At 39.7% G+C, this 17,258-nt stretch carries 20 protein-coding genes; 9 read left to right on the forward strand and 11 right to left on the reverse strand.

All coding sequences use genetic code 11. The annotated features are described in order from the left end of the window. Positions 1–29: 29 nt before the first annotated feature. Complete coding sequence (locus tag FK004_RS15540) at positions 30–2,117, reverse strand: glycoside hydrolase family 97 protein (RefSeq protein ID WP_108738078.1); 2,088 nt, start codon at positions 2,115–2,117, stop codon at positions 30–32. Positions 2,118–2,331: 214 nt separating this feature from the next. On the opposite strand from FK004_RS15540, the gene FK004_RS15545 reads away from it, so the two are divergent. Beyond that, positions 2,332–3,333 (forward strand): hypothetical protein, encoded by a 1,002-nt coding sequence (locus FK004_RS15545; RefSeq protein WP_108738079.1) that lies wholly within the window; start codon positions 2,332–2,334, stop codon positions 3,331–3,333. Positions 3,334–3,419: 86 nt separating this feature from the next. On the opposite strand, the gene FK004_RS15550 is transcribed toward FK004_RS15545, so the two are convergent. Both FK004_RS15550 and FK004_RS15555 read right to left on the reverse strand, forming a co-directional pair. After that, positions 3,420–3,971, reverse strand: coding sequence for a Smr/MutS family protein (locus tag FK004_RS15550; RefSeq protein ID WP_108738080.1), 552 nt, complete (start codon positions 3,969–3,971; stop codon positions 3,420–3,422). Further along, a complete protein-coding gene (locus FK004_RS15555) occupies positions 3,961–4,146 on the reverse strand; it encodes a hypothetical protein (protein ID WP_108738081.1) in 186 nt (61 codons plus the stop codon). Before FK004_RS15555 ends, FK004_RS15550 begins: the two co-directional genes overlap by 11 nt. 112 nt (positions 4,147–4,258) lie before the next feature. Here FK004_RS15555 and FK004_RS15560 point away from each other — a divergent pair, with 112 nt between their 5' ends. Continuing rightward, positions 4,259–4,543 (forward strand): DUF2752 domain-containing protein, encoded by a 285-nt coding sequence (locus tag FK004_RS15560; RefSeq protein ID WP_108738082.1) that lies wholly within the window; start codon positions 4,259–4,261, stop codon positions 4,541–4,543. Positions 4,544–4,589: 46 nt separating this feature from the next. Next, complete coding sequence (locus FK004_RS15565; protein ID WP_108738875.1) at positions 4,590–4,919, forward strand: CCC motif membrane protein; 330 nt, start codon at positions 4,590–4,592, stop codon at positions 4,917–4,919. Between the two features lie 54 nt (positions 4,920–4,973). Here the strand turns inward: FK004_RS15565 and rocD are convergent, their stop codons facing one another. From rocD to FK004_RS15590, 5 genes are all read right to left on the reverse strand, one after another. Beyond that, positions 4,974–6,221 (reverse strand): ornithine--oxo-acid transaminase, encoded by a 1,248-nt coding sequence (gene rocD / locus FK004_RS15570; protein WP_108738083.1) that lies wholly within the window; start codon positions 6,219–6,221, stop codon positions 4,974–4,976. A 108-nt stretch (positions 6,222–6,329) separates the two neighbouring features. Then, positions 6,330–6,890, reverse strand: a complete 561-nt coding sequence (locus FK004_RS15575) for a DUF1697 domain-containing protein (protein WP_108738084.1) — start codon at positions 6,888–6,890, stop codon at positions 6,330–6,332. Continuing rightward, positions 6,891–7,601 carry a DUF1003 domain-containing protein gene (locus FK004_RS15580; protein WP_108738085.1) on the reverse strand — a complete coding sequence of 237 codons (711 nt, stop codon included), beginning with the start codon at positions 7,599–7,601 and terminating at the stop codon, positions 6,891–6,893. It abuts the gene before it with no gap. A gap of 94 nt (positions 7,602–7,695) precedes the next feature. After that, on the reverse strand, positions 7,696–8,112 hold the full coding sequence (locus FK004_RS15585; RefSeq protein WP_108738086.1) for an OsmC family peroxiredoxin: 417 nt from the start codon (positions 8,110–8,112) through the stop codon (positions 7,696–7,698). Between the two features lie 89 nt (positions 8,113–8,201). Next, the gene (locus tag FK004_RS15590) at positions 8,202–9,233 is read right to left on the reverse strand and encodes a sensor histidine kinase (RefSeq protein WP_108738087.1); all 1,032 of its coding nucleotides are present in this window, start codon (positions 9,231–9,233) and stop codon (positions 8,202–8,204) included. A gap of 168 nt (positions 9,234–9,401) precedes the next feature. Here FK004_RS15590 and rlmD point away from each other — a divergent pair, with 168 nt between their 5' ends. From rlmD to FK004_RS15605, 3 genes are read left to right on the forward strand one after another with little or no spacing between them, the layout of a single operon-like run. Continuing rightward, a complete protein-coding gene (rlmD, locus tag FK004_RS15595; protein ID WP_108738088.1) occupies positions 9,402–10,814 on the forward strand; it encodes a 23S rRNA (uracil(1939)-C(5))-methyltransferase RlmD in 1,413 nt (470 codons plus the stop codon). 33 nt (positions 10,815–10,847) lie between these two features. Then, positions 10,848–11,366 (forward strand): DUF6452 family protein, encoded by a 519-nt coding sequence (locus FK004_RS15600; RefSeq protein WP_108738089.1) that lies wholly within the window; start codon positions 10,848–10,850, stop codon positions 11,364–11,366. Continuing rightward, positions 11,347–12,138 carry a DUF6048 family protein gene (locus FK004_RS15605; protein ID WP_108738090.1) on the forward strand — a complete coding sequence of 264 codons (792 nt, stop codon included), beginning with the start codon at positions 11,347–11,349 and terminating at the stop codon, positions 12,136–12,138. Before FK004_RS15600 ends, FK004_RS15605 begins: the two co-directional genes overlap by 20 nt. A gap of 138 nt (positions 12,139–12,276) precedes the next feature. Here the strand turns inward: FK004_RS15605 and FK004_RS15610 are convergent, their stop codons facing one another. Together FK004_RS15610 and FK004_RS15615 are read right to left on the reverse strand one after the other, a co-directional pair. Then, the gene (locus tag FK004_RS15610) at positions 12,277–12,507 is read right to left on the reverse strand and encodes a hypothetical protein (RefSeq protein ID WP_108738091.1); all 231 of its coding nucleotides are present in this window, start codon (positions 12,505–12,507) and stop codon (positions 12,277–12,279) included. Between the two features lie 11 nt (positions 12,508–12,518). After that, positions 12,519–13,706: a THUMP domain-containing class I SAM-dependent RNA methyltransferase gene (locus FK004_RS15615; protein ID WP_108738092.1), complete on the reverse strand. Its 1,188-nt coding sequence runs from the start codon at positions 13,704–13,706 to the stop codon at positions 12,519–12,521. A gap of 177 nt (positions 13,707–13,883) precedes the next feature. On the opposite strand from FK004_RS15615, the gene FK004_RS15620 reads away from it, so the two are divergent. The 3 genes from FK004_RS15620 (at position 13,884) to FK004_RS15630 (ending at position 16,870) form a co-directional block, all read left to right on the forward strand. Further along, positions 13,884–14,615, forward strand: coding sequence for an SAM-dependent methyltransferase (locus FK004_RS15620; RefSeq protein WP_108738093.1), 732 nt, complete (start codon positions 13,884–13,886; stop codon positions 14,613–14,615). 1 nt (position 14,616) lies between these two features. Further along, positions 14,617–15,309 carry a ZIP family metal transporter gene (locus tag FK004_RS15625; RefSeq protein ID WP_108738094.1) on the forward strand — a complete coding sequence of 231 codons (693 nt, stop codon included), beginning with the start codon at positions 14,617–14,619 and terminating at the stop codon, positions 15,307–15,309. Between the two features lie 349 nt (positions 15,310–15,658). Beyond that, on the forward strand, positions 15,659–16,870 hold the full coding sequence (locus FK004_RS15630; protein ID WP_108735429.1) for an IS256 family transposase: 1,212 nt from the start codon (positions 15,659–15,661) through the stop codon (positions 16,868–16,870). Positions 16,871–16,944: 74 nt separating this feature from the next. Here the strand turns inward: FK004_RS15630 and FK004_RS15635 are convergent, their stop codons facing one another. Beyond that, positions 16,945–17,142, reverse strand: a complete 198-nt coding sequence (locus FK004_RS15635; RefSeq protein WP_157956133.1) for a hypothetical protein — start codon at positions 17,140–17,142, stop codon at positions 16,945–16,947. Positions 17,143–17,258 lie beyond the last annotated feature (116 nt).

Here is a 17,258-nt window from a genome sequence, read left to right on the forward strand (position 1 = left end):
TGGTTTTAAAATAATTAGGAAAGTTAAGGTTATAAGGGAAAGAAACTTACCGCAGCTCCACCACCAGCGGCCAGTTTCAGGTTCAGTTTGCTTTTTGAAGTTACTGTCAGTTTACGAATTTTGTATGATATCGGATTTTTCTCCCAATCAGCTGCAGGGCCATCTTCATATACGATCGCCTGGTATTTTTTCCCAGGAGTCAGGAAGTCTAATTTTAGGGTCGTTTCGCGTGCCTGCTCATCGGTAATAGCCCCCAGGAACCATTGCTCTTTTCCTTTTGCTTTTCGTGCAATAGTGATGTAATCTCCCGGTTCTGCTTCCAGTACTTTTGTATCATCCCAGTCTAATGCCACATCTTTGATAAATTGAAAAGCATCTGCATAACGTTCATAGTTCTCCGGAAGATCTGCCGCCATTTGCAACGGACTGTAAATCGTAACATACAATGCCAGTTGTTTTGCCAGTGTTGTATGTACCTGTTCTGTTTTCTTCGGATCATAATAACTCATTTTGATCTCAAAGATCCCAGGAGTATAATCCATAGGGCCGCCCAAAAGCCTGGTAAAGGGCAGTATTGTTTCATGTGCTGGTGGATTTCCCACGCTCCAGCCATTAAATTCATTTCCACGGGCAGCCTCGGCTGCGATATAATTCGGCCACGTACGCGAAACACCTGTTGGGCGTACCGATTCATGTGAATTCACCATGATTTTATACTCGGCAGCACGTTGTGGTACATAATTGAAGTGATTTACCATCGTTTGCCCGTCATGCCATTCCCCTCTCGGGATGATTTTACCTACATATCCTGTTTTTACAGCATCGTAACCATTGTCTTTCATAAAGGTAAAAGCCCGGTCCAGGCGACGCTCATAATTTGCGACCGAACCTGCTGTTTCATGGTGCATGATCAGTTTTACATTTTTAGATTTTGCATAGGATTCTAAAGCTTTAACATCAAAATCAGGATAGGCTGTTGTAAAATCAAATACTTCTTCTTTCCAGTTTCCGGTCCATTCTTCCCAGCCGGTATTCCAGCCTTCAATCAAGACCCCATCAAAACCGTTTTTAGCAGCAAAATCAATATAGTGTTTGGTATTGGCAGTTGTCGCAGAATGTTTGCCATTGGGGATCAGTTTATTTACATCAGTTTCATATTTATCGGCATAATTCCAGGTGCCGCGATTCACGTGCATTTCCCACCAGATCCCTACATATTTCATCGGTCTGATCCAGGAGGTATCTTCTAATTTTGAAGGCTCATTCAGGTTCAGTATCATTTTAGAAGCCACAATATCACGGGCATCATTGCTCACCATGATGGTACGCCAGGGTGATACAAATCCGGTTTGCAGGTAGGCTTTGTCCCCAATAGCATTCGGTGCCAGATTGGCCTTGAAGCTGTTGTTTTTCACATCAGTATCCAGGTGCAGCACCGGGTAGTTAATGGCAGCCGCTTCAAATATATTAATGTAAATCCCCTCTTTCGACTTCATCATCAAAGGCGTCTGAACCCTGTATTTTTCAAGCCTTCCCGGTGCTCCGATACCGTTATCCGTATCTACTTTGGCAACATCAATCCCGGAAATAGGAGTTTCGAGGTATACATATTCATTACTGTCATAATCCCCCGGAATCCAAAACGTCTTATGATCTCCGGTCAGGTTGAAGGCCGTAAGTTCATTTTTAACAACGAAGAAATTCAGGTTGTCCTGTTTTGGAAATTCATAACGGAAAGCAATTCCCTCGTCAAAAGCCCTAAAAACAATATTCAGTAGCTTGTTATCCGATTTATGCCGCAGGAAAACTTTTAATTCATTGTATTCGTTTTTGATCGAAGCGACTTCTCCGAGTACCGGTTTCCAGTTTTCAGAAAACGAACGGGTAGCGGTAGACACCACTTCAAAATTATCCTGTAAAGCGGGAAGGTCTTTCAATTCAAATCCTAAGGCACTTTTGGTAATAATCGCCTTATCCTTATACGAAACGGCATAAACCGGTTGCCCGGAAGCAGTGAGGCGAAAAGTAGCCTGTACGGATTTGGAAGGGGATACCAACACTTGAGAATGGATAATCTGGGTAGCTGTGAGGACTAAAAAAAATAAAATCTTTTTCATTTCTGGAAATTAGGATATATAAAGAATCGGCATAGAAATTATGCAGAATATAAATTACGTACCTATAAATTAAGAATAATAAATTTCCTCACCTTTATTATGCTTTTTTTAAGAACATCCAAATATAATAATTCAAGTGGATTTATCCGTGTTTTTTTTTATTTGGGAATTAAAATTGATAAAAAAAGTTATTTTTGTTTCAAATTAAATTGTGATGAAAAAATTTTTAGGCCTTTTTGTATTCTTAGTATTGTTGAATGGCTGTGATGATGGTGACCTTACTGTGAGTTCATTTAGCTTTTCCGGTACTGATACGGTACAAAGTTGTCCCCTGGATGCTACAGTGGCCGATCCGAAACAACTGCTTTATAAAATCAGTGGCAATGAAGCCATTATACTGAATATCCCTTCCAGCTTTTATAGAAACCAAAAAACGGAAGATGGTGTACCAAGAACCCGTGTATTACAGGCAGGGGAATTAATTTACAGGGTATATGCGAGTACTCCTGCAGGATTCTGTTCCTCTGCTACTGCAGCACCGGCCATCAACGAAGAATGGAGCGGAACGGCAACGGCATACATTACCTCTAAACCGGTACTCACAGATGATACCTCGACACCAGCAGTTGGAGATTCTATAATTACAAAATACGATCACCAGATTATTTTACAAAATATCACCTTTACCAAAGGGGAACAACAACAGGTAATCAGCACAATGGACTTTGGTTCGTTCTCTACTCCTTATAATGTACGTTTTAATTTCAGCCCCAATAATGTTGATCCGGCCGTGATTACAAAATGCCCATCCAAGGAATTGCTTTTTGTTTCCAAAACGACACTGGCAATTATCCTGCTACCGGAATCCAGTGCGGCCCTATTCCCAAATACTGTAGGAACCAGGACACAACCAATTAACGCGACCAACCGTGTTGCCTACCGTATCTTTAACGCCAGCCCGGGTACCAGTTATTTCTGTGCCAATATCCCACCCGTGAGCCCTACCGTAAAGGATGAATGGTATGCCCAGAATAATATAGCGGGTAATACCAATGGAATCATACAGGTGGTCACTACCGCATTTATGAATAACAATCAGATTGCAGGATACAGCCACACAGTGACCTTAAAGAATGTTACTTTTGAAAATGCACTAACCAATTTCCCAATACCACAGGCCGATTATATCCTGGGGGTCTACAATGTGAACTTGTAAAAGCTTCAGATCAAAAACAAAAAAACTCAGTACTTGATTGTACTGAGTTTTTTTATGCTTTATACGGACAGAACGATTACAATTCTCTATTTCACATTTTGCTTTATGATTACCTCTGTGGCACCAATACCATATTTTTGGTAATTGGCATCCTGAAAGATAATATTATCATACCGCCCGAAAAGGAAATCCAGTTCTGCTTTTAATATCCCTTCGCCCACACCATGGATAAAAACAATCTTAGGCATTCGATTTTTGATCGCAAATTCAATCTGCCGTTGCGCCGTTTCCGTTTGCAACGTTAGGATATCATAATTCGACATTCCGCGTTTGTTTGGAACCAGCTTTTCGATATGAAGGTCTACTTCCAGTACAAATTCATCGCGGGTAGATTTTTTCTCTTTGACAAAACTTCTTTTTTTAGGCTCTTCTTTTTCTTTACGGATCTCATGAATATTCTGCCTTCCTATACTATTCGCAAAATCAGCAGTGTTCCCCATGTGAATGAGTTCTTTGGGCTTAAAGTCCAATTCAAAACCATCATCCGTTTCTATAGTGATCACCTCTATGGTTACTTTAACGACAACACCATTTATAGCATCATCCAAAACGGTTACTTTATCACCTTTAGTAAACATCATCCTGGTCATTTTCAATATTCTTACTTGGGGTTGCGGCACTCAGGCGCATCATACCATACATAAAAACCACCAAAGCGCCTATTTGTATCCAGATATTCGCATGTTCTTTGCTCTGTTCATAAATTGCTGCACCGCCGGCAATTACCATCATCGGGATAAATATTTTTTTCATTTTGATTTTAAGATCTAATTGTTTTCAAATTTAAGAAACTTTAAAACAATATACTTTATAGAAATAATAATTTCTTTTTTTGTATAATTGTACTGCAAAAATTTAAGAAAAGATGGCATTAGAATACTATATGATACCCTGCATGAACAAAAAACTCTTCGGAGTGGATTGTATGGGTTGTGGTATACAACGCTCCTTCCTATTAATTATCAGGGGCGATTTCTCGGCTGCTTTCCACATGTATCCCCCCATTTATACCCTTCTTCTATTTTTTGGTGTCCTCGGCCTCAGTTTTATAGATAAAAGCCGGAGTTACCATAACCTCATCATTGGATCTGCTGTACTTAATGGCATTGCAATGGTGATGGCTTACACGTATAAAATGTTCTTTATATAACCAAAACTAAACCTTAACTAAAAAACAAACCATGGAAAAATTTATTATGGACAAACAAAAATTACCCAACAGTACTGCGGTATTAATTTTAGGAATACTATCAATCCCTACCTGCTGCTGCTATGGAGTCTTAGGATTGGCACTGGGTATAATTGCCCTTGTACTTGCCAAAAAAGACACGAAGCTATACATGGAAAACCCGGAACAATATGATGGTTTCAAAAATATCAGCACTGGAAAGATATTAGCAATTATCGGTATTGTACTTAGTGCTATTTACCTGATAGTGACTATTTACTTCTATGTAGCAATCGGTCAGGAAGGCATGATGGAAATGCAACAGAACTGGATTGAAAAAATGCAGCAAAACCAATAATCCTGATATACAGTTATAAAAAAATCCGCCTTAGGGCGGATTTTTTATTGTCTTCTATTCAAATGTTTTCAAAGTCGTAATGATGATACGGACACAATCCAAAAGTTGCTCCTCTGTCATCACCAATGGCGGTGCAAAACGGATAATATTACCATGTGTTGGTTTCGCCAACAGCCCATTATCACGCAATGCCAGACAGATATTCCAGGCGGTATCGCTTTCCTCTGTATCGTTGATCAAAACGGCATTCAGCAAACCTTTACCGCGAACTAAAGTAGCAATGCGACTGTTGCTTTCTTTAATATAATCATTTAGTTTTTCACGGAACAGGATTCCGAGCTTTTCAGCATTTTCTGCCAAATGCTCTTCCTCTACTACTGCCAATGCTGCAATAGCCACTGCTGCTGCAACCGGATTCCCACCAAAAGTAGAACCATGCTGCCCCGGTAATATCACATTCATTATCGCATCGTTCGCCAAAACAGCAGATACTGGATAAGCCCCCCCGGATAATGCTTTTCCTAAAATAAGGATATCAGGCTGTACCTCTTCATGATGTACCGCTAATAATTTCCCTGTTCTTGCAATCCCTGTTTGTACTTCATCAGCAATGAAAAGCACATTATGGGCTTCACAAAGCGCTTTGGCTTTTTTCAGGTATCCTTCCGATGGGACATAAACTCCAGCTTCACCCTGAATAGGCTCAACCAGGAATCCTGCACAATTTTTATTTTCTTTTAGTACCTTTTCCAATGCTTCAAGGTCATCATAAGCAATCGGAATAAATCCTGCTGTAAATGGCCCGAAATTTTTCTTGGCATTCTCGTCATTTGAAAAGGAGATTATAGTAGTAGTCCTGCCGTGGAAATTATTTTCACAAACGATGATCTGTGCTGCTTTTTCGGCAATACCCTTTTTTTCATACGCCCATTTACGACAGATTTTAATGGCTGTCTCAACTGCTTCAGCACCAGTATTCATTGGAAGCACTTTATCGAATCCAAATAATTTGGTCACGACTTCCTCGTATTTACCCAGTTTATCGTTATAAAACGCCCTGGACGTTAAAGTAAGTTGCTGCGCCTGTTCCATCATAGCTCCTATAATCTTAGGATGGCAATGCCCTTGGTTTACAGCAGAATAAGCGGAAAGAAAATCATAATATTTTTTCCCATCTACATCCCACACATATACCCCTTCACCTTTGCTTAAAACCACCGGTAGCGGATGATAATTGTGCGCTCCGTATTTGTTTTCCAAAGCAATGGCTTCTTCTGAACCGATTTTTTCTAAAACTGACATTCTGATATTTTTTTTATTCGATAACTGAGAATTCCTTCTTGTGGAGAGAAATCATCCAATAAGGCTGCAAATTACTAAATTTCAGGGACTCTTTTTAGGAATTTGATACTATTCTGCTTCCAATAGCCTTTTTGATAACATTTCTGATAATGTAACTGTCATCTTCCAATTCCGCATCGTACTATCACATTGCAGTTTGTTTTCGATCCGTTTATTGGTCAATTTTGATACGCCGGCACTGGTAAGATACCGGATGTACACTGTTTTCCCATCAATCGAAAACAGATCAGGAGCTATAGCTGCAGATTGTAATACCGCAGTGGCTGCCGCTAAGGGAGTATCGGATAAAAAAGCAACATAGAGTTGTTTTAACTCCACATCAGTGGCTGTCAAAAAAGGATTATTGGCTATAATTGATAGGAGTGCATCCTGGTCTAACAGTAGAACCGGGACAGAAAAATGATAGTGGTCTGCTATGACTTTCGACAATCGGAGCGCTAATTCGTTTTCCAAAGTTTCGGGAGCATCAAAAATAATATTACCACTTTGAATGTAGGTAGCCACGTTTTGAAATCCATTGGCTTCCAGCACAACTTTCAGGTCGGCCATTTTAATCATTTTTTGCCCGCTTACATTGATACCGCGCAGCAAGGCGATGTATGATTTCATTTAATGCGTTTTAGTCTTGACACTGGTCAATATATCATTCATCATCTCGATCTGAACGCGTTGTATCTCGATCAGTTCCTGTTGCTGGTGCAAAATCAGGTGATCCAGCTTTTCATGCAGCATCCGGATTTCCAGCTCTGATTTTAAATTGATCATATAATCTTTTTTAGCACGGTCACGGTCTTTTTCTTCCTGACGGTTCTGGCTCATCATAATAACCGGAGCCTGTAAAGCTGCGAGACAGGATAGTATTAGATTCAGTAAGATAAAAGGATAAGGATCAAAGCCTTTGTCTGCCAGGGCGATAATATTAGCACAAATCCAAAATAATATGAATACGGAAAAGGAAATGATAAATGTCCAGCTTCCGCCAAATGTAGCCACCTTATCGGCAATACGCTGCCCAAAGGTAAAATCACCCGGCTCATCTTCTACCTTGCTAACCAGAGACTCATCGGAATGTAAGGAATCCAGGACGGTAGATTCCAGGCTTGTCAATTCACTCACCTCTTTCGAAAGATAATCGGAAATGTATTTTTCCCGATACAAATTCATCTCTGTCATTGAAATACTCATCGTATTATTAAAATCCGGAAAATCTTTCTGTATCAGTGTTAGGATAGGATTACGGATTACGGCAGCTGATATTTTCTGGGATTCAGGATATTCTTTACCCGTAATATCACTGATGAATGTCTTTTTGTTCTTCATAGCAAAGTGTAATTGAAAGCTAATATACACAATATAAAAAAACCTCAAATCAAAAAGTATTGAAATGAGGCTTTTATACACGATGTAATTATTTTTAGGCCAACACTAGAGTAGCATTGGAAGTAATTTTAGTATTAAGCAATCGCGATATCGGGCAGGTTTGCTCAGCCTTTGTAACCAATGCCTGGAACCTGTCTGTAGTAATTGCATTTACTTTTGCTACGATCGAAAGATAAGACCCTACTACACTTCCATCCTGAAAATCGATGTCACATTTGGTCTCTATAGAATCTACGGTACAGCCTTCTTCTACCAGATAGGCGGTTAACTGCATGGTAAAACATCCAGCATGTGCAGCCCCGATAAGTTCTTCCGGATTGGTACCATGACCATGTTCAAATCGGGTCTTGTACGAATATTGTGTGTTGTTTAATACGTTACTTTCTGTACTGATTTTTCCATGGCCTTCTTTCAATGAACCATTCCAGACTGCTGTTGCACTACGTTTCATAAGTTTTAATTTTTTGGTTTAATTCTTTGAAATTACGCATTAAAGCCCGGAAATGCGGCTTCATTTTATAAAGTTTAACACCACAAAAATTAAAAGAGGATCGTAAATACAGCTCCTTTGTCTTTGCCCTCACTATCACCAATCAGCTTTGCCTGGTATTTCTCAATGATTTTGCGGCAAAGGTACAATCCAATACCTGTAGAGGCTTCATTTCGTGTTCCGGAACGCCCGGCAACAGTGAATTTCCTAAAAATAGCTTCTTTCTCTGCCAGGACAAATCCTGTTCCATAATCCCGCACAGAAATAGTATCCTTACTGACTATAAGATCAATCACACCTGAGACGTAGGAGAATTTAATAGCATTATCCACCAGGTTGACTAAAACCCGCAACAGCAAGTCCTCATTTATTTTAAAGTGTACCACATCGGTGGGCATTGTAATGGTAAACTTTAATTTTTTGTTTTTTATTTTCGTTTTTACCTGTTGCTGCAAACGGTCCAAAACAGCGCGGATATCGGCATCATGATCCGCCATCGGTGCTTCTGCCAATTCTTCTTCCTGCCGCAATAAAGTGATAAACGTTTGCAGAAATTTTTTCTGCTGTTGGGTTGATTCCAAAATAAGCTGGGAATATTCTACTATAGCCTCAGCAGGCTCTTCCTCCAGTATCAACTGGGCCAGATAACCGGGATTATCTGCATAGTTTTTCATATCATGGGACAAGAGATAAATCAGGTCCTGCTTGTCTTTTAAATTAGTTTCGTTAGCCTCAATAGCCAGCTGGAAGTTTTTCATCAAAAATCCTGCTTCGTCACTATAGTGCAATGGCAAATTTGGAATCATGCGGCTTTGCTGATAACCATGTAATGCTTTTGAAACCAGTTCGATCGGATACATCAATCCTTTTAGGAAATAAAGTGTGATGGCTGTTGCCAGTAGCGTTAATAGTAACGTAAAAACAATTATAGTACTCGCAGACAGGGTATTCCCATGGAAGATTACAAAAAGAATAATGCCTATTAAGGGAATGTGGGTACCTAAAAAAGAAATAAAAAGGAATTTAAAAGCATAGCTTTTCTTGAGGAAGCCAATTTTGGATAAAAGATGGTACAACTGCATAAAGGGAATATTTAAAAAATTAAAGGTTAGGAATTCGCAATTTGTAATTATTTAGATCGTTAATCCAAATTTAGTGTATAAACTGCACCATTAATTTCTTCCTATAAAGTTTGTGAAAATATTTTATAAATTAGAGCATAACTCTGAACAAAAACTTATTTTTGCGCTATGGCACGAAAAAATACAGATAAAATCGTTTTTGATTTTGTAAAAGTCCTTGATGCGGGTGCAAAAGGCGTTTCAGTAGCAAAGGCTCCTGATGGGAAAGTAATATTTATACCTAATGTAGTTCCGGGTGATGTAGTGGATGTACAAACTTTTAAGAAGCGTAAAGCTTATTATGAAGGAAAAGCCGTTCGTTTCCACGAATATTCCGAGCATCGCATCGATCCTGTTTGCGAACATTTTGGCGTATGTGGTGGCTGCAAATGGCAAAACATGAACTACCCTCAGCAATTATTCTACAAACAGAATGAAGTAAAAAACCATTTGCAACGCATTGGTAAAGTAGCGCTTCCTGAATTTGATCCGATATTAGGATCGGAAAAACAGTTTTTCTATCGCAATAAAATGGAATTTTCATTCTCGAATGCCCGATGGCTGACAGAACAGGAAATCCAGAGCGATGATGCTTTAGACAACCGAAATGCATTGGGCTTTCATATCCCTAAAATGTGGGATAAAATATTGGATATCAACAAATGTTACTTACAGGAAGATCCCTCTAATGACATTCGTAATGAGATCCGCAGATTTGCCAATGAAAATAACCTGACCTTTTTCAATCCGAGAAACCACGAAGGGCTGTTGCGAACTGTAATGATTCGTACTGCTTCGACTGGGGAAATAATGATAGTAGTCCAGTTTTTTGAAGACAATGCCACCGAAAGGGAATTGTTACTCGATTTCCTGGCAGGCCGTTTTCCGGAAATTACTTCGCTACAATATGTAGTCAACAGCAAAGCAAATGATACCTTATACGACCAGAATATCATCCTTTACAAAGGAAGAGATTATATCCTGGAAGAAATGGAAGGGTTGAAATTCAGTATCAATGCCAAATCTTTTTACCAAACAAACTCAGAGCAGGCTTACGAACTTTATAAAATAACCCGTGATTTCGCCGGACTTACCGGAAACGAAGTGGTGTATGATCTGTATACAGGAACCGGTACTATTGCACAGTTTGTATCCAAAAAGGCTAAAAAAGTAATTGGTGTTGAAGCCGTTCCTGAAGCGATTGCCGATGCAAAAGTGAATGCCGAACGCAATAGCATTACTAATTGTGAGTTTTATGTAGGAGACATGAAAGTTGTTTTTAATGATGCTTTCATCGCAAAACACGGACATCCGGATGTGATCATTACCGATCCGCCGAGAGATGGGATGCACAAAGACGTCATTGAGCAAATCCTGAAAATCAGCCCGGAAAAGATCGTTTATGTAAGCTGTAATTCAGCGACACAAGCCCGTGACCTGGCCCTGATGGATGAGCATTACAAAGTATCCCGTGTACGCCCGGTAGATATGTTCCCGCAAACACATCATGTGGAAAACGTAGTCCTGTTGGAAAAACGCTAATTGTTACCCTGTAATTTTATACCTGTAAAGCTGATGAAAAAAATAGTTATAGCACTGTTGCTTATTGCAATCCCAATAATCTATTGGAGTTGTGAGAAGGATGATATCTGTACCGAAGATACCACCCCAAAAATGGTGGTCACTTTTTATGATAATGATAATCCATCGGTGCCAAAACGATTTGTCAAGCTTCAGGTGGTTTTGGATGGCAATGCCTACAACAATCCGAATAAGCTCGTTTTTACCAATCTGGATTCGATCGGTATTCCACTGCGACCCAATTCGGAATCAACCAAATACCATCTTTTCCTCACCTATGTGGTATTAAACGACACCATCATCACCAATGATATCGTCGAGTTTAAATACAGTAAGGAGGACCTGTTTGTATCAAGAGCCTGTGGGTATAAATCTAATTTCAGGCTCAGCCCGGATCCGATTGTCCCAACCGATTCTATTGGCACACCTCTAAACCCATGGATCAAAAACATTACCGTAATCAATCGGGAAATCATCAATGAAACTGCAGCCCATGTTAAGATACTTTATTAGCGGCCTGCTGATCGTGGGGTTTTCATCCCTTCAGGCACAAAGCAAGAAAACAACAACAGCTGCTGATACGATTCCGGTTCCTCTCGAACGCTATGGTCTACGTATAGGTGCCGATTTGCAAAAATTGTCCCGTTCCCTTTATGACAAAGATTATAAAGGTTTTGAAATCGTTGGGGATTACCGCCTGACCAAAAAGATGTACGCTGCCGCAGAAATCGGGACGGAGAATAAAAACACAGTCGACGAACAATTGGATTTCACGACCAAAGGACAATACATCCGCATTGGTATCGACCTGAATACCTACGAGAACTGGCTGGATATGGAAAACATGATCTTTACCGGTTTTCGATATGGCTATTCCAATTTCAGTCAAAACCTGAACAGCTATTCTATTTATTACAATACAGCTCATACCAATCCGGATAACATCGCACAACCGACACAGCCTAATTTACTGGACAATACGACTGTTTATCCCAACAAGGAATTCAGTGGTCTTTCTGCCCACTGGGTCGAGTTTGTCGCCGGAGTAAAGGCGAAGGTCTACAATAACATCTATATTGGCTTTAGCGCCCGGTTAAACTATCTCATTACCGACAAGAAACCGGAGAATTTTGAAAACCTCTATATCCCTGGATTTAATAAAACCTATGACGGAAGTTTTGGTGTTGGTTTCAATTATACCGTTTCGTATATGATTCCTTTATATAAGAAAGCCAAAAGCAAACCAATCATCATTCCGGATCCGAAAGCACCGAAAGCAAAATAAAAAACAACCCTCCTGATCCTTCAAACCAGGAGGGTTATTTATTTATAAGTACATCTATTTTCTAAGAATCAGGAACAAGTGGACTATATTGTGATCTAATAAAAAAGGCTGCCTTTGGAAGACAGCCTTTTCGGTTTATTATAATTTCCGTACCCCTTTCAGGAAAATCCATTTCATGAAAATGGCTTCCCCATCGCGGGTCTGTAGTGCTTTAAATTGTGGTGATAATATAGTACTCACCACAAAAGCGGTAAGCGGGATCCAAATACCATTAAGGTGTGTGTATACCGCAATGATATAACGTGCTGCGATAAACAGCACCGCAAAACTCAATAGCTGGTAAATAAAGGCTTTTGTTTTTAAACTCATCTGCGCTGGTATTATTCGTTGGTCGTATCGGTTGCTTCTTCTCCCCTGTCCTGGAATTTGGTTCTCTTGCTACCTTCATACATTTCATACTTCACCAATCGGGCTTCGAGGCTACCGTTAAATAGTTTTATTTTTCGGGAAGGCTTCAGTCCTACAAATTTCAAAGCATCCAGGTTCGCTGTAATAAACCAGGCGTTTGTTCCCGGATAGTTCTTTTTCAGCGTATCGCCTATGTTACCATAAAACTGTTCCATCTGTATATCCAGACGCTCGCCATACGGAGGATTGAATACCATGTGTAACGGCCCTTTAGTTTCTTTTTCCGTAGTAAAAAAATCACGCTGCTCAATTTTTATATATTCATCAAGATTGGCATTTCGGATATTATCTTTTGCTTTGGCCACTGCCGAAGGTGCTTTATCATATCCCTGAATGGTATAATGAAACTCACGCACTCTTTTCATCAGGGAGTCGATAATCTGGTCAAAAAGGTCATTATCCCAGTCGTTCCATTTCTCAAAAGCAAATTCCTTACGGTTCAGGTTTGCCGGGATATTACAGGCGATCATCGCAGCTTCCGCCAACAATGTACCGGATCCACACATCGGATCCAGGAAATCACCCTGTCCTTCCCAACCGGAAAGCAAAATCATACCGGCTGCCAGCACTTCGTTGATTGGTGCAATATTGGTCGCCGTCCTGTAGCCACGCTGATGCAGGGAGTTTCCAGAAGTATCTAATGCGACAGAAACCTGGTCTTTGTCAATATGGATGTTAATCCTAAGATCCGGGAAGTCTTTGTCCACACTCGGGCGTTGCCCGGTACGGTTTCGAAACTGGTCTACAATAGCATCTTTACTTTTCTGGGATACAAACTGGGTATGTTTGAAATAATCCGAATGCACCGTTGTATCAATTACAAAAGTCTGGTTGGCATTCAGGTATTTCGACCAGTCAATCCCGGAAATCCCTTTGTACAATCCCTGCTCATTATTGGCACGGAAGTAATAAATCGGTTTTAGGATTTTCAATGCCGTACGCAACGCCAGATTGGCCTTGTACATAAATCCCTTATCACCAACAAAGCTCACCATACGCACGCCCTGTTCCACATCCTGTGCGCCTAAAAGCAATAACTCTTTGGCTAATATCTCTTCAAAACCAAAAAAGGTCTTGGCAATCATCTTAAAATTTTCCATATTTTCTAAATTCCAATCCGTAAAATCAAAATGCTCTATCTGAGAATTTAAATTTACTATCGTCCATTCTTATAATTCCTGCCAAAAATACACTAAATTTGTCGGCTTTTAAAATTCAGTTCGAACCTTAACTATGGTCTTGCACCAAAACCGGGCTGAACCTAACAAAACTACACTATGCACAAAGAAAACAAAACTTGGTTTGCCTCATGGTTTGATTCCCCTTACTACCATATTCTGTACAAAGACAGAGACTATGAGGAAGCACAACTGTTTGTTGATAATATCACCAACTACCTGAATCTTCCGGAAGATTCAAAAATACTGGACCTGGCCTGTGGAAAAGGGCGCCATTCCATCTACATGAATAAGCTCGGGTACAATGTTACCGGTGCCGACCTCTCTCCCAACAGTATCGAAGAAGCTAAACAATTCGAAAATGATACCCTTCATTTTGAAGTACACGACATGCGTGAGCCTTTCGAACAGAAATTTGATGCTATTGTCAATTTGTTTACCAGCTTCGGTTATTTTGAAAATGATGCCGACAACCTGCTTACATTAAAAGCCATTCAGCACAGCCTTACCGAATATGGGTTTGCCGTAATTGACTTTATGAATGTGAATCGTGTGATCAACAATCTGGTACCCGAAGAATTAAAAACGGTAGACGGAATTGATTTCCACATTAAGCGTTACCACCAGGATGGCTACATTATCAAGGACATTGATTTTGAAGACGATGGGGAAAAATTCCACTTTACCGAAAGGGTAAAAGCATTAACACTTCAGGATTTCCAATCCATGATGGACGAAGCCGGTATCTACCTGTTGGATATTTTTGGCGATTACAAACTGAGAAAATTTCACAAAGACGAAAGCGAGCGACTCATTCTGATTTTCAAATAATATGAAATACCTTTTACCACTTTTTTCTGTTTTGATGGGCTATGCTATTGCATTGTTCCTGAAACCGCAAGACAAAAAAAACCTGAAGCTCCTTTTGGCTTTCAGTGGTTCATTTCTTTTATCTCTCACCGTGATGCACCTCCTGCCGGAAGTGTACCACGAGGAGTCTCATGTCCATGAGGGCAGCCATAACAATCCGATAGGATTGTTTATTATGATAGGTATCCTGTTTCAGATTATCCTGGAATTTTTTTCCAAAGGAGCCGAACACGGGCATGTTCACGGACATGAGGAGATACATCATATCCCCTGGTCTTTATTTATCAGCCTTTGTATCCATGCGCTATTGGAGGGATTCCCGGTAAGCCATCACAATGACCTTGCGATTGGAATTGCGATACACCATTTGCCTATTGCCATCATCCTGACTACTTTTTTTGTCAATGCCAAACTCCGAAAACCAGCGATATTGCTGTTCATGGTAACCTTTGCGGTAATGACACCTTTAGGTACCGTCATTTCACAATACCTGCCCTTACTGAACCAGTATTATGCTGAAATTTCGGCTGTTGTTATAGGAATCCTGTTCCATATTTCATCGACAATCATCTTTGAAGCCAGCGAAAATCATAAATTCAACACCGCCAAGGTATCCATGATTGTATTGGGAATCCTGTTGGCCTACCTGTTATAATATCCAGATCCTGCCTATCCGTAACGGCCGGCCGGCCTGCTGTATTTTTTTCCTACTCCCGAATCGTATGGAGTAGGAAAAACATACTGTCTACCATTTCTTTGAATTTATCGCCTATTTACTGTACCCATACACTTGCTTCATAACCGGAACATCCTGCTTAGGGACCTGGACAACTATGGCAATAGACTGGGCTAGCCTATTTATTTCGGGAGTAGTCGTTAGATTGTGTAAACGTAGAAATTGATTTTAATTTGATTTGAGATTTTAAGGCTTAGCCAAAAAACAACAGATCATTAAGTATAGAATTTAAAAGAACTACATTTAAATAATTTAAAAAGAGCGGATTATGATCGAAGATGGTAAATTACCCAAAGATTTTGCAAAGCAATTTAAAAACAAAGAAGACTTCCATACTTTTTTTCAAGACCTGTATAAACAAGGCATTGAACAACTACTCCAGGGAGAATTGGATGCTCATCTGGGATATGAGAAGCATAATATTGACGGATACAATACAGGCAATAGCCGTAATGGTTCTTTCTCAAAGAATATAAAATCAGAGACTTTGGGCAATATGGTCCTGGCTATTCCCCGGGATAGAAATGGTGAATTCGAGCCTCAGGTCATCGGAAAAGGCCAATCGATGAGTGAAAAGATTGAAGATGCTATTTTAGGAATGTACAGTCGTGGAATGACCCGTAGTGATATTGTAGAACAAGTTAAAGAAGTTTATGGGATATCAGTAAGTGAGTCCACGATTTCGACCATCTCTGATAGAATACTGGCTGATGTTGATTTATGGACTAAAAGGGCTTTAGAACCACAGTATCTGATTGTTTGGATGGATGCTGTGCATATGAAAGTAAGAACAGATGGGAAATATGAAAACCATGCAATTTACATTGTAATCGGACTAAAAACAGATGGTAAGAAAGAAGTATTAGGAATGTGGCTAAATAAAGAAGAGTCGGCTTCATTTTGGATGACTGTACTCTCTGACATAAAATCTCGTGGAGTAAAGGATATTCTCATTGCCTGTACAGATAACCTTACCGGATTTACAAAAGCTATCAGAGGTGTTTTTCCAAATACAGAATCCCAGCTTTGCATTGTTCATCAAATAAGGAATAGCCTTAAGTTTGTAGTAGTTAAGGATAGAAAAGCATTTTGCAGTGCAATGAAAGAAGTATATACTGCAATAAATCAGGAAGAAGCCGTTTTAGCTCTGGCTGAATTTAAAAAAAACTGGGAAGCAAAATATAAATATGCCGTTTGCTCCTGGGAAAAGAATTGGGAAAATCTCATGCCTTTTTTGGCCTATCCTGCTGAAATCAGGAAAATAATGTACACCACAAATACAATAGAAAACTTAAACAGGGGAATTAGAAAATATACCAAAACAAAAGTGCAGTTCCCAGATGAAAAAAGCGTCAAGAAATCAGTCTATTTAGCAATACAAAATTGTGAAAAAAGCTGGATAAATGCAATACCAAGCTGGGGATTAATCATGAATCAGTTCTTGGTCATATTTGGAGAAAGGTGTAATATTAAACACTAAGAACTGTTTACACAAAATTTCGACCAGTCTCTTTATTTCGTCCGAAATCCGGGTTAATACCTTAAAAAACGGACCTAAGGAACCTCAAATTCCAGCTTCAGAAGTGCGGCATCCTGGTTAAAGGCTACGAAATACAGCTTCGGAACCACGAATTCGAGGTAAAATACCAGGGCATGCTCGTTATAAACTACGATATTCGGCTCCGGAAATTCAAAATCTGACGCTAAGTAACCGGAAAAAGCGGCGAATTCCGTTGTTGTACTATTACGCAATCCCATTAAAATTTATAAAAGATAAATCCTCTTTTCAGAATATAATTTTAGAAATCTCATTAACTTTGAGAATCTGAAAAAAAACAGGTAAAACAAGTCGCAATGACTGCTTTCCC

The sequence above is a fragment of the Flavobacterium kingsejongi genome (assembly GCF_003076475.1).
GTDB classification, from domain to species: Bacteria; Bacteroidota; Bacteroidia; order Flavobacteriales; family Flavobacteriaceae; genus Flavobacterium; species Flavobacterium kingsejongi.